At 30.6% G+C, this 14,211-nt stretch carries 9 protein-coding genes; 8 read left to right on the top strand and 1 reads right to left on the bottom strand.

What is annotated here, in order from left to right; all coding sequences use genetic code 11:
• Positions 1–188: 188 nt before the first annotated feature.
• The 7 genes from LS64_RS11065 (at position 189) to hemN (ending at position 11,575) form a co-directional block, all read left to right on the top strand.
• Positions 189–704, top strand: coding sequence for a hypothetical protein (locus LS64_RS11065; RefSeq protein WP_237416263.1), 516 nt, complete (start codon positions 189–191; stop codon positions 702–704).
• A gap of 66 nt (positions 705–770) precedes the next feature.
• A complete protein-coding gene (locus LS64_RS11060) occupies positions 771–4,301 on the top strand; it encodes a hypothetical protein (RefSeq protein WP_034573587.1) in 3,531 nt (1,176 codons plus the stop codon).
• A 41-nt stretch (positions 4,302–4,342) separates the two neighbouring features.
• On the top strand, positions 4,343–5,620 hold the full coding sequence (locus LS64_RS11055) for a hypothetical protein (protein WP_118949302.1): 1,278 nt from the start codon (positions 4,343–4,345) through the stop codon (positions 5,618–5,620).
• A gap of 23 nt (positions 5,621–5,643) precedes the next feature.
• The gene (locus tag LS64_RS11050; protein WP_118949303.1) at positions 5,644–6,753 is read left to right on the top strand and encodes a hypothetical protein; all 1,110 of its coding nucleotides are present in this window, start codon (positions 5,644–5,646) and stop codon (positions 6,751–6,753) included.
• Between the two features lie 239 nt (positions 6,754–6,992).
• Positions 6,993–7,568, top strand: a complete 576-nt coding sequence (locus LS64_RS11045; protein WP_034571169.1) for a flagellar FLiS export co-chaperone — start codon at positions 6,993–6,995, stop codon at positions 7,566–7,568.
• Positions 7,569–7,699: 131 nt separating this feature from the next.
• Positions 7,700–10,000, top strand: coding sequence for a murein biosynthesis integral membrane protein MurJ (murJ, locus tag LS64_RS11040; protein ID WP_238699488.1), 2,301 nt, complete (start codon positions 7,700–7,702; stop codon positions 9,998–10,000).
• A gap of 195 nt (positions 10,001–10,195) precedes the next feature.
• Positions 10,196–11,575 (top strand): oxygen-independent coproporphyrinogen III oxidase, encoded by a 1,380-nt coding sequence (gene hemN, locus LS64_RS11035; RefSeq protein WP_034571171.1) that lies wholly within the window; start codon positions 10,196–10,198, stop codon positions 11,573–11,575.
• Between the two features lie 40 nt (positions 11,576–11,615).
• Here the strand turns inward: hemN and LS64_RS11030 are convergent, their stop codons facing one another.
• Positions 11,616–12,488: an outer membrane beta-barrel protein gene (locus LS64_RS11030; protein WP_034571173.1), complete on the bottom strand. Its 873-nt coding sequence runs from the start codon at positions 12,486–12,488 to the stop codon at positions 11,616–11,618.
• 385 nt (positions 12,489–12,873) lie between these two features.
• Between LS64_RS11030 and LS64_RS11025 the strand changes: the two genes are divergently transcribed.
• Positions 12,874–14,211 (top strand): extracellular solute-binding protein (locus LS64_RS11025; RefSeq protein WP_238699487.1); only part of this gene is annotated, 1,338 nt, incomplete at its 3' end.

Raw genomic sequence — 14,211 nt, 5'->3', positions numbered from 1 at the left:
CTCTAGTAAAGATTCTACAACACTTCAAAACGATAAAAAAAGAAAAACAAATCCTTGAGATGTATTTTAGTTATGGGGAAAGATATGGGAACTTAAAAAATATATTAATTATAGAATCTAAGATATTTGATAATATAATAAAGTCAAATTTGAAATATAGTTTTAAATCTTTTGTAATGATTTAAGCTATGACAAATGGAAAAGTCATTAAAAACAACTACACAACAAGGAATGATAAAACTTCAAGGCATAATAATATGAAAAAATACATACTGACTGCATTAATGCTAATGTTATGTGCTTGTAATGATAATAAGCCCATTTCATTATATGCTATAAATATGATGTATGCGTGTGAATGTCCTAGATATAGAATAATTATGGTAGAAAATAGTAAAAATAGACTGATGGATAGTGAAATTGACTTAGATAAAAATGCAAGTCTTAATACAGAAATAAAACGTATAATAGAGTTAGAGAAAATAGAGAATAATTCACTTATTGGCTTAGATTTGGATTTAAAATTTGAAAATACAAAACAAGAAATGGAATTTAGTAAAAGTGAAGGCATATCTCCTATTTGCAATATTTATCGTTTTGAAGGCGTATTACAACAGGGATTATTTAGCAAGGCTATATTTTATGTCAAAGACTACACAATAATACCAAAGAGTAAAACATGCGTATCGCAAAGTATAAAATAATGACATAAAAATAGATATAATAAATTGAGATATTAAGATATTTAAGATAAGCAAGGAAATTAAGTTATGAAACAAGATTTAACATTTATTGCAATTGAAAGTGATTTAAAGAATATATATAAGCAAATTAATCAAATTAAATATAGTAATAAAATAATTTTATTTTCTAAAAATAATATTAGATTCACTAATCATAATTTATGTAATAATCTTTATAGTTATATAAGAAATAATATGTTTATGAAAAGTGATAATGCAACAGCTTATTTTATGGATATGCTAAATAAACAAACACTTTATAATAATCTGGAATACAACAAAGAATATTATGTCGGTTTGTTAAAGATTCAAGATAAAGGAGATGCAACACAAGTAGATAATAATATATACTTTGAAAACACTAATAATAATTTTAGACAATATTGTAAAGCATTTTTCTTGCAGCCCAAAGAACAACCTTGGAACACTTTTATAAATGCCATTAAAAAAGAATTTATAGAAGCTAAAAGCCTAAATGATGTTATTAAAACTATAAATAAAGATAAATTATCAAAAATATTACAATCATTTGAAAAAAGTTTACTAGCCAACATAAATAATATACAAGATTCTCAATATTTTACAAATAATATTCTTCCGCTGGCTAAAAATAGCATTAAAGATATTATCCAAAACTTATATTCAAATATAGAAAAAAGTCAAAATAAACAAATTGGAAAGAAATTTCTTAGGACAATACTCATTGTTTTAGTAAATATTATAGACTTTGATACAAAAAATTTATTTAAAAGTATTACTAAAAAACCTGCAACAATTATTGATAGTTTATGGACTGGTGTAAGTGAAACCATAAATATGGTGAAATCTGATAATGAAATAGTATATTATGCAATAATTTTGTCACTTGTTGATTTATTTGTTAGCCAATTTGCTCCAATAGTCAATCTATGCAAAAAATATTTAATGAATGAATTATTATTTTATGATAACAATTTTATTGATTTTTCAATTTATAATGATATGATAGAGACAAAACTTCCAATCCAAAGCACTTTTATTAAAGGAAAAATAGAATCAAGCTTTATAGATAACTTGTCTGCTATATTTAAAGAAGAAAAAACTTATAAAAATATAGATTCTGAATATAATATTATTAACATTAACGATAAAGAATATAATCTTAAAAAACATATATCAAACAATATTCAAAAACTTAGATTCTTTTTTTTTGCGGAATATACAGACTTAAATTCAACAAAATTTATAGAAATAATGAAAGAAAAAGCTTTACAAGAACAATATTCATCATCATACAAAGAAAAAGGCTATCTTTTTATTACCGAAGCTCCAAGTGTGCTTAATGCAGGATTAACAAAAGAAGTAATGAATGTAATAGGACTTACACCACAAAATTCTACAAATCACAAAAGACAGCAAGAATCATTAAGTAAAAAACATAATCCAAACATAGATTATAGTAATTATATAATCAAGCAAGACAATAAGATATTTAAACATATTGTTTTGCAACTTTCTTTATTTACAAAACTTCCAGATGATTTAGCCAAAGATTATAGAAATTATGCAACAAGCTTTTTAGAAACAAAATGGCTTAAAAAAACATATAACGAATCTTTATTACAAGAACTTGAATATATAGATAGTTTCTTTCAAACTCCAAAAGATATAGAAGAAATTACAGAGAAGCAAGAAAATTTTGCTAAGGAATTTTTAAAAATTACACAGGATTTTTTTGACAAAATTAATGAAAACAAAATATACCTTACCAAACAATTAACAAATAAAATTATAGAAGAAAATACAGAATATTCTCCACAAGATGTAATCTCTATAATAGTTATGTTATATATATTAAAGAATGAATTTGATTCTAACACACCATCATCTAGCTTATCTCCACGCAACCAAGAGTTTAAAGAAAGTTTTTATAGCAATACTAGATGGTTTCAAACTTATATAATACCTAATTATCATAGTTTGTATATATTTGTAAAAAATGCTTATATAAATATAAATGATAAAAAAATATATATTGCTTTATCAAAAGAAGTAGAAGAAAATGAATTAAAAACCAAACAAAATGTTTTAAGAATATATGAAATGATTGATGATATTTGCGATGTAAAGATACGAAATGAAGAAAAGTTTTATACAAACATATTTAATTTGCTTAAAAAAAGCATAAATTCATTAGAAGAAAAAAATGCGGATATACAACAATTAGAGCAAGAAGAGCAAAAAGCATTTAATGAATTAAATAAAAAAATTCCAAGTGATATAGAAAAACATATAATACAAGAACAAATTAATAAAATTTCTATTCAGCAAATTATAAAACAGGGTTTATTTTCTATTATTCCTTTTGCAAGTTATTTTGATGAAAATCCCAACTTTGTGGGTAAGTTAATACATTATTTTGCAATATGTATTTTTGACAAACAAGTAAAAAGTAAGTCTTTGAGTGATAAATTTACTCATATTGTAGCCAAAGAATTAGGCATACTTGCTATATTAAAATTTGATAAAACAATTAATATATATCAAGAAAAATATAACACGCAAACACTTTATAAGCTAATCATTAGCACACGCACGTTATATATACAACAAATAATTTCTACAACACAAATCAAAACCACAACAACAATTAGCGTGCATTATGCTTTAAATATGATAAATAAATTAGAATTTAAAAATTTAACAAAAGATATATTCAAAGGGGTTGGAGTTAGTATGGCACAAGGTTTTATGGTAGCTTGGATAAAAAAAGAATTTCCATTATATGCTGAAGAATTTAAAGATAAATATGAATATATATATTATAAAAAATTAAGATATAAATACAATCTTCCTTATGCTGTAAATAGAGAAGAATTTGTAACAATTCCAATGAAAATATACAATGCTTATATGGGATTTGATTTACACGCAATGGTATACGGAAGCAAACTTTGCACAGGAGGGCTAAAATACCATAGCGGTATAGCTTATAGTTATACCCCTAAATCAAAGCAACTAAATGAAGCTATAACAAAAGATTATGTAATAAAAAAGCTACTAGGTTATATACTATTAGATGAGTTAAGAGGGGTAAGCAAATCTAAAAATTATTATATCAATGATATAGATTTCTTTGCAAATGGATTCAATACAGCAAGTGTAGATATTTTAAAAACTAACAAAGAGTTTTATAAATTAAGAGATGAAAAAAAACTACAAGATTTTAAGGCTTTGGATGGCAATAAAGAGATTAAAGCAATAGATTGCTATAACAAATGTATAGATATACTTAGCGATATAGCAAACAACAATATGAATACGCAACATAATAATAATTATCAAGCAAAGATAAAAGAACTATTAGAAAATCTTAAAATAATAGGACAAAATAATATTAAGGCATTGTATGTGGGGATAAATGATGAGAATTTAACTTCTAAAAATAAAGTTCCTTTACCTCCAAGCAATAAAAGAACAAATGAACAAAACGCGGATTCGCAAAAACCCAAACGCCCTAAATTCATAGGACGTCTAGCCACAACAATAATAATGGAGGATGGATTATGGATAGGTTGATCGTTAAAATATTTATAAAATTCAAATAATAAGGATACGATATGTATTATGAATATAAAGATGTTCCGCCTAATGAACTTCATACAATAAATGGGCTTATTTTACAGATAGATAAACAAACAAATCTTGTGAAACTTACAAGAAGAATGAATGATAATGGAGAAATTGGTGGTGGTAAATATAATGAGCAACACTCCAAAGCTCTCTTAGACGCTTGGGAACTAATGAAAAATGCTCATAAAAACTACAAACCAAACTACCTAGACCCTAATTATTACACAGGACAACAATCTAATCTTACAAAGTTTAAAGAATGGCAGAATCTATATCTAAAAGAACCACCTAAAGGAGTAATAGCCCCTTGGACTAAAAAAGAAAAAGCTTATTATGAATCTTTAAAAACTAAAAGAGAAAGATATAAATATTTAGTAATAAGAAGTGGTATAAGAAGTAGTGTAATAGATATACCATTAGATGCTATAGCTAATATAGATGAAGAAGGTAATATGATTAATGAAGAATATAGAGAATTATATGAAATAGTAGATGAAAATAGAGGTGTAAATCATATAAGTGATGGATATTTAGCAATGAATGAATGGAATATAGCAGCAGGTATGTTAGGAGATATTAATGGTTTTAGAGAAACAAACACAGGACATGGTTTTACATCAAGGATGTATCAAGTGGGTGTACTATATACTCAACTAGGCAATATGACAGAAAAAGCTCATTATGGTTATGCCTTATTTAATGAGGGGCAATATGCTAGCCCACTAAGAGAAGCTCAAGTAAAAAGTATAGTTAAAAAAATAAAACCAGATAAATTTGGTATGTATCCATATATAGATGAAATAATAGGAGTGGATTGGATTATGGATTTTAATGTAGTGGATAGAGCTGCTACAGATGGAAAGGGAAATAATCTTAGAATATTTGGCGGTAAAATACAAGAAGGAAAACTCTTAGACCCGAGAGATCCAAAATCAACAGAACAAACAAGGAGAGAGTTTAATAATCAAGGATTTGTTTTGGATAGATACGATTTAGAATTCTCTAACGATTGGACACAAGAACAAGTAGATTTATATCTAAATATTATGCTTTTAGAAGCCAAAATCATGGCAGTAACACCCCCACAAGGCTACCCAAATGCTCCAACTTACTATATCCCTGAATATTTAGAGGGACTTTATAAAGAAGGTAAACTAGATTCTAAGCTAGACCCTAGAATCCCAGCAATATATAGAGAATCTTTCCCTGCTGAACTTCGTCAAAAAATACTAGATTATGCTAAAATACATAATATTAAAGATTAAACTCAAATACAAAGGTGTTAATAATGAAATCAAAATCCTTAAACATTCAAAGAAGAGAAGCTCTTAAGAAGATTAAAAATCTAAGTTTAGCAGGCATAGCAGGAAGTGTGTCATATCTTTGGAATTATAGAAATTCTTCATCATTACAAGAATCTAATGTGTCATTACAAGAAATTAGCACAACTTCATTACAATATATAGAATCTAAAAACATTAAATCTCAAACACTAGATTTACTAACTTATCCATTTATCTCAAATATCACAAATAAGATTCTTTCTTTGCCGCTAAAATATTTCTCTATCCCTAATGAGTTTAGCTATGTATTAGAATCTAATCCCAAAAGACATAGCAACACTACACTTATTATCCCACTTGTTATAAGCAAAGATTTTAATCATACTCAAAAAGCCCTTTATCATGCTTATAATGTAGAAAATATCAATAAATATAAAATCTACAATAAAACAAGCTCTTTTCTAAGCTATCATTATGATACTCTTAAATCTCTTGCTGCTGATTTAGAATCTAAGGGATTTATTATAACAGACTTGCTAGATTTAATGAAAGATTCTAAAGAACTATCACAACAAATCACAGAAAAAATTCTAAAGTTACTAGTAATAAATGAAAAAAGAGGAGCAAAAGACATAAATGATGTAGAGCTAGATATAGATAAGCAAATACCAGATTATACTTGGTTTAATCATAAGGATATTAGCAGTAATGGCGATATTATAGACAAAGAGCCAAATATAAGCATAGATAATATACTTAAATATCAAGTCCCAAAGAGCGATGATAAAAATAGTCTATATCAACAATTCAATGCTTTAGAAGACAAAAGAGATAAATTAGCTATTGATACTTATAATGAAGCCTTAAAAATTCTAAATGACTACAAAGACTATTACTTTACTCACACAAGAAAGTTTAATAACAAAGGTGTAATGCTAAACTATAAAGATGATAAAAACAAAGCAAGGAGACTTTTAGAATGTCTACATACAATAGGACAAAATAACATTAAGGCGTTGTATGTGGGAACAAGCAATCAAAGCAAAGATAAAAAACGCCCCAAACTCATAGGCAGACTAGCTACCACGATAATCATGGAAGATGGACTATGCTAGACTATCGTACAAAAATAAATAACATAACAAAGCCATAAATTCTTAAACAAAGAACAGAACGTTAAACCATACTAAATTTTAATAATCTAAAATGGATTCTAAATTAAAATTTAACGATTTTACTTAAAGTTTATTTGTATTTGTCGATATTATAAATAGCACGAGAGCAAGGAAGGATATAAGCTAGATTTTGGCATATTATTTGCTTAGAATTGTGAATTTTTATTAAAGGATTTGTTATGGATATGTTGCAAACATTCAAAAAACATTTAAGTGGGCTAGAGGGTGCAGAGGACATTATGCTGAATGCGACAAGGCAGAGTAAGATTCAAACGCACAGATTTGGCGAGGGTATTAAGGCGGCAAACGAGCTTGTGGGCTGCTTGCAGGTGCTAAGTGCGAAAATCAACAAGTTGCAAACGATTGTTTCAAAAATCGAGTTTAGCTTGGAGGAAGATTCTAGCGACCCAGCGAATGTGAATATGAGCGAGATTTTGATTTCGCAGGCGCGCGATTTGATTGCGAATACGAAGTTTATCGACAAATATTTGTTTGACACTGAGCTAAGTGTTAGTATGGGCGAGCATAATGTGAGCTTTGAAATGCCCAGCCCTGTGCCGTTTTTGGATAGACGTGAGTTTAGTGCGCTGAATAAATATATCGACTCTAAAAAAGAGGAGATAAAGGCTAGTATGGAGGCTATTCGCGTTCTTAGTGAGAGCAATCCAAATACTACAAATGTTTCTCCTGTTTCATCAGTGGAAAATTTGCGTGGGAAAACTATCGGCGAAGCCCTTAAACTTGGGAATTTTTAGGGCTTAGATTCTAGGAAGCTTTTTGAAATCTACATTGTGATTTAAAAAATTAAATATGTTAGTTTTTTAAATTAGCATAATTTTTAATCTTACAATACATTGCTTTAAATATTTTATTATTAATAATATTAGTGTTATGGAATCTAAAATCACAAAAAGATTCTATAATTTTACATTTTAGTTTAAATTGTGAGAAAATTGTGGAATCTAAAAGTTATAAAAATTCTAAGCAAAATTTGGAATCTAGTTTGCAAGATTCTAATAAAAATACGGAATCTAAAATTAAAGATTCTAAAGATTCTAAAAATATGCAAAATTTTAAGCAAAATTTAGAATCTAATCTTAAAAATTCTAATGAAAATACAGAATCTATTTTGCAAGAAAATAAAAAACAAGTCTTTAAAATAGGTGATAATACACTAGAAAGCCACGAAAAAATAAGTGATAATGCGATGGAAAATCCTAAAAAAATAAGCGATGATAAGTTAAAAAATCATAAAACCAAAGCCGATAACACGCCAGAAATTCCCAAAAAAAGCAGTGAAAAAAATCCAAAAAGCAAAAGTCTTAAAAAGTTTTTTTTGACAAATGCGTGTGGGATTATGTGTTCGCGCATTTTTGGCTTCATTCGCGATGCCCTGCAGGCTAGCACTCTTGGCGTTAGCATTTATAGCGACATTTTTTTTATTGCGTTCAAGTTTCCAAATATGTTTCGGCGCATTGTAAGCGAGGGTGCGTTTGTGCAAAGTTTTTTGCCGTTTTTCCTTAGTGCGCGAAATAAGGGCGCATTTAGCGTAAGTATTTTTTTTATTTTTCTTTTCTTTCTGCTGATTTTAAGCGCTCTTGTGATGTGGTGTGCGCCTTTTATTACGCAGATTTTGGCACTTGGCTATGATGCTGATAGGATTGCCTTGGCTACGCCGCTTGTGCGTATTCATTTTTGGTATCTTATTCTCATTTTCATTGTGACTTATCTTAGCACTCTTTTGCAGTATAAAAGCATTTTTTGGGTGAATGCGTATAACACGGTGTTACTAAATGTAGCAATGATAAGTGCTATGATTGTAGCAAAAAGTAACAATATGGATATGCTAGAGTGCGTTTATGTGATTAGTTATAGCGTTTTGGTGGGTGGAATCTTGCAAATAATGTTACATTTTTACCCGATGTATGGGGCGAAAATCTGGCTTTTGCAATATGTTGGATTTAAATCGTTATGGAAGTGGATAAAGATTCTAAGAAATTCCACTAATATTACAGAATCTAAAAGTTTAGATTCTAATAACTTACAAAATTCGCAATTAGATTCTAATAAAGTTATAGAATCTAGTAAAAATTCTAACAATGACGTTAATTTAGATTCTATAAATAAACAAGATTCTAAAGAAATTATAGAATCTAAAAGTTTAGATTCTAATAAATTACAAAATTTGCAATTAGATTCTAAAAATATTATAGAATCTAAAATAAAAGATTCGCAAGGGCTTCAAACCGCCTTTATTTCAACGTCCCACCATTGCCCACCCACTGAAAATAAAAGTCACTTTGAAGCCCTTGCTACCCAAAATAGCACACAAAACGCCCAAAAACGCATACAATTCATCCACGCAAAACACAAATTCCTAACCCTAATCCACGACATAAAAGTCTTTTTCAAAGCCTTTTTCCCCGCGATGCTAGGAGCATCAAGTGCGCAAATTATCGCCGTAATCGACTCTAGCCTAGTCACACTCTTACCACAAAGTGAAGGCGGCGTATCCGTGCTAAATTTCGCTAATAGAATCTTCCAGCTACCACTTGCCATTTTTGCCATCGCCATAAGCACCGCGCTTTTCCCAAGTGTCGCAAAGGCAATCAAAAACAAAGACGAAAGCACCGCATTAACAAGCCTAAAAACAGCCTTTTGGTTTCTTTTTGTAACACTTAGCCTTTGCACGTTAGGCGGCATAATGTTACGAAACGAAATAATATGGCTACTTTTTGAACGCGGACACTTTACACGCGCCGATACATTCTTGGTCGCAGACGCGTTTTTTGGCTACATGGTTGGACTCCTTGCCTTTGGCTTAGCGCGCATTTTCTCCCTTTGGCTTTACTCTTATAAAAAGCAGGCAAAAGCGGCGAAAATCTCGGTGTTATCGCTATTTGTAGGCGTCCTATTATCAGCATTTTTCATCCTTTATATGCGATATTTTTACCCAACAGACTCTATAGAATCTAATGGAATCTTATGGCAATATCGCTACCTTATAATCGCCCTTAGTGGCAGTATCGGCGGATTTTTTTTATTATTTTTAAGCATTAAAGAATTTGGACTTAACAATTTTTTTACTATAATTTCACACAAAAAATATTTATTTTTACTAATAATTTTGCTAACCATAGAATACATAATCTTACATATTTTCAAATTTTACTTTATTATAAGTTAGAATATATCTAATTATTATCTATATTGTTATTTTAAATATTATAGAATATTTGTCTTATTTTGTTATCATAAAAGTTATTATTTGATATAATTATTTCTTTAGATTCTTAACGCAGTATAAGATTTTTTGTGTGTTTAGGTGTTAGAATCTAGATTCTAAAAGTTACAAAATTCATAATATTTTTAAGGGAAAATTATGTCAAAGCAAATCAATTTTAGCAAACTTGCCACGCACTCAAAGCCCGGACCACGTTACACAAGCTATCCTACGGCAAATGAATTTAATAAAAATTTTAACGCTAAGTCGTTGCAAAACGCCCTGAAACGCGCCGATGAGAGCTACCCTGATACGCCGCTTTCACTTTATACGCACTTGCCATTTTGCAAGAGCGCGTGCTATTTTTGCGGCTGCAATGTGATTTACACAAATAGCGAGAGCAAGAAAGTGCGCTACATTGAGTATCTGCAAAAAGAGCTTGACTTGCTTGAAAATGCGATGGATACGAGCCGTAAAGTCGTGCAGTTTCATTTTGGCGGTGGTACGCCGACTTTTTTTAGTGCGACACAACTAGATTCTATAATTAAGAAAATAAAAAAAACTTTCCCTAATTTTACGGCTGATTGCGAGGTTAGCTGTGAGATTGACCCGCGATATTTTAACGAGGAGCAAATGGCTATTTTGCGTGAAAATGGCTTTAATCGCGTAAGTTTTGGTGTGCAAGATTTCGATAGTATCGTGCAAGAAAATATTAATCGCATTCAAAGTGTCGAGCTTGTGGAATCTTGCGTTAAAATCGCACGAAAATATGGCGTAGATTCTATAAATTTTGATTTGATTTATGGCTTGCCAGCACAGAATCTTGTTACTTTTAGTAACACTTTAAGCAAGGTTTTATCGCTAAATCCGGATAGACTTGCCATTTTTAACTACGCACACGTCCCCTGGGTAAAATCTAGCATGCAAAAAATTAATGAATCGCTATTGCCAAATCCAACGCAAAAGTTAGAAATTTTAGAACAAACTATAAAAATACTTACAAATAATGGATATGAAATGATAGGAATGGACCATTTTGCAAAGCCAGGTGATGAGCTAACAAAGGCGCAAAAAAAGGGCGAGCTTAGGCGAAATTTTCAAGGCTACACAACAAAGGGATTTTCGCAGACTATCGGGCTTGGGCTTACTTCAATAGGCGAGGGACGCGATTATTACACGCAAAATTTTAAGGATATTGCAAGTTATGAAAACGCCCTAAATAGCGGCATTTTGCCCGTTAATGTTGGGATAAATTTGAGTAGTGAAGATATTTTGCGAAAAGAGGTGATTATGAGTCTTATGAATAATGCGTTTTTGGACTTTGATAGAATCTCGCGTGAGTTTAGTATCGATTTTAAGAGCTATTTTGCTAATGAGTTAGAAAAATTGAAAGTTATGCAAGATTTAGAGTTATTAGAATTGCAAGATTCTAGCCTAAAAGTTACCCCCACAGGCACAATGCTAATCCGCAACATAGCTATGATATTTGATACTTATTTGCAAAAAAATTCGATACAAAAATTTAGCAAAACAATATAGAATCTAGATTTCACAAAAGTAAAATTTTATAAAAAAGATTCTAAAATGTAAAGGTATATCCTAGCTCTACAATGTAGTTTCTAAACGAAGGGATTTCCCCACTAAATGTAGGATTATATAAAGCACTAGATGAAGTACCACTAACGCTTTGTGTATAATTATATTTTTGTGCTAGTATTGGTAATTTTGCACCCAATGATATTTGGTTATGTTGGTTTATATCAAACGAAATTCCAAAATTAAGTGGTAATGCTACCCCACCTTGAAAACTACCCATAAGCGTATCACTACCATCTAATGGATGTGTGCCTGTGTGCTGAAATGCATATCTTGAGGTATTTTTGGATGTAAAAGTATATCCCTCATATCCCACACCTAAGCCAACATATATACCAAAAGCACCATAGTTCCAAAATAAATCAAGATTTAAAGTGATTAGATGCCCAAATCTACTAACTTCAGCCGTTGTAATAATTGGATTGTTAGTGCTAAATCCCTGTCCTCTTTTATACCCATTTGTGTATGAAAAATTATAGTCAAGATGTCCTCTTAACCCCCAATTATCCCCAATATATAACCTATAACCTATATCGATACCACCCATATACCCATTCTCGCTACCTGGAGCTGTCATCTCTAATTGATATTCCACGACACTAGCAGGTTTATATATAGCACCCCTATAGTTAGCATCTACAAAGCTACCACCCACCCTTACACCCAAAGTAAAGCCACTTTTGCCAAGCACAGAAAAATTACTAGTCGTAAAAAGCAACTCAGCTGGTATCTCAAAGCTATAACGCTTTGTTTTCTGCTCTGTGTAGGCATCTTCTCCGTATTCTCTTGTAGCTGCTAATAAAATATCAGTTGCTAATAATGACAATAACCCTATATATAATCGTTTTCTAATCATATTTAAGTCCTTAAAATTTAATATCATCTAAAATTAAGATAATCATATTATTATACAAAAAAAAAAAAAAAAAGATATAAAAATATTTTTTATTTTTTATTATATTCTTATGCATAAAAAAGTAACATTTTTATGTCTTTTTATCATTGTTTGTATAAGAAAGTCTATTGTAGGTTTTTTTTATATTTTATTACTTATGTAATCTTGTAAGTTTATCATTATAATTGCAAGTGCAAAACTTTAAATAAAATTTCTTATCTGTTTAATTTAGATTTTACAAGGAAACTTATGCGAGTTACCTACATTAAAAAATATTTACAATGTCATAGCAGTAAGTCTATAGTGAAATTTAGTGGGTTAATGGGGCATATACAAGGAAAAAGCAATGTTTAGAATCTTTTTTGTGATTTTAGTTTTTTTGCAGTGTTTAGATTCTAAAGATTCTAGTCATATTGAACGTGGCAAAATATCTACAAAAGATTCTATAGAATCTAAATATACAACTTGGACTAGCGCGTTATCAATGCAAGGTGAGCCGCGGCATAAAAATGCTAAAAATCTCCCTTACGCAAATCCAAATGCAAAAAAGGGCGGCACTTTTAAAGCGATGGCTTTGGGTGGCTTTGATAGCCTTGATTTATTCGTTTTGAAAGGGAATAAGGCTGATTCTTTGAATCTAATTTATGATACATTAATGAGCCAGAGCCTTGATGAGCCTTATGCGATTTATCCGCTAATTGCGGACAAACTAAGCATTGCAAGTGATTATAGCGGCGTTAGATTCCATATTAATCCACGCGCTAGATTTGCTGATGGGAGCAAGATAAAAGCGAGTGATGTAAAGTTTAGCTTTGATATGCTTATTGAAAAAGGCGACCCAACGCAGGCGCGATATTACGCCGATGTGGCAGAATCTAAAGTCATAAGCGATGAAATAATCGAATTTAGATTCAAAAATACGCAAAATAAAGAGCTGCCCTTTATCCTAACGCAGCTAAATATCGTGCCGCGCGACTTTTATATGGAATCTAATGAGAATACTTATGGCTTAAAACCGCTTAGAATCCCGCTAGGTAGCGGTCCTTATCGCATTAGCAACTATAAGATTAATAGCCAAATTACCTATGAGCGAAACGCGGACTACTGGGCAAAAGACTTAATGGTAAATCGTGGCGCATATAATTTTGATAAGATTATAATTGAGTATTACAAGGATGAAAATGTCGCGCTGCAGGGCTTTCTAAGCGGTGAGTATGACTTTCGCTTTGAGCCTTCAGCTAAGGCGTGGGCGAATAGTTACAAGGGTAGTGCGTTAAGTGCGGGGCGGTTTAAAATGCTTGAGTTTCCGCATGGTTTGCCTGCTGGTATGCAGGGCTTTTATCTAAATACTCGCAATAAATTTTTGGCTGATAACGCCCTACGTGAAGCGATAAATCAAGCCTTTGACTTTGAGTGGAGCAATAAATATCTATTTTTTTCGCAGTATAAACGCACGAAAAGTTATTATGAAAATAGCATTTACGCATCAAGTGGGAAAATTAGTGAAAATGAAATAAAGATTCTAAAAGAGTTAGGGATTTTGGAAGAATTAGACAATAAAAATTCTAAAAATTCGCGAAGCGAAAAGTCTCAAAACGCTACGAAAACACAGAATCTAAATTTGGAAAATAACCAAGAGAAAGCCAAGACGCGGAGCGTCGTTGGGGGGTTGGGGGGGTTGCAA

Origin of the sequence: Helicobacter saguini, from assembly GCF_000762875.2 — a bacterium.
Lineage (GTDB): Bacteria > Campylobacterota > Campylobacteria > Campylobacterales > Helicobacteraceae > Helicobacter_A > Helicobacter_A saguini.
The sequence above is the reverse complement of the archived record's forward strand: the minus strand, read 5'-3'. Positions and strand labels throughout refer to the sequence as shown.

What these genes read in the sequence shown, in the direction of transcription:
- LS64_RS11055 (WP_118949302.1), top strand. Translation starts at nt 4,343, where the DNA reads ATGTATTATGAATATAAAGATGTTCCGCCTAATGAACTTCATACAATA.
- LS64_RS11060 (WP_034573587.1), top strand. Translation starts at nt 771, where the DNA reads ATGAAACAAGATTTAACATTTATTGCAATTGAAAGTGATTTAAAGAAT.
- hemN (WP_034571171.1), top strand. Translation starts at nt 10,196, where the DNA reads ATGTCAAAGCAAATCAATTTTAGCAAACTTGCCACGCACTCAAAGCCC.
- LS64_RS11065 (WP_237416263.1), top strand. Translation starts at nt 189, where the DNA reads ATGACAAATGGAAAAGTCATTAAAAACAACTACACAACAAGGAATGAT.
- LS64_RS11045 (WP_034571169.1), top strand. Translation starts at nt 6,993, where the DNA reads ATGGATATGTTGCAAACATTCAAAAAACATTTAAGTGGGCTAGAGGGT.
- LS64_RS11030 (WP_034571173.1), bottom strand. Translation starts at nt 12,488, where the DNA reads ATGATTAGAAAACGATTATATATAGGGTTATTGTCATTATTAGCAACT.
- LS64_RS11050 (WP_118949303.1), top strand. Translation starts at nt 5,644, where the DNA reads ATGAAATCAAAATCCTTAAACATTCAAAGAAGAGAAGCTCTTAAGAAG.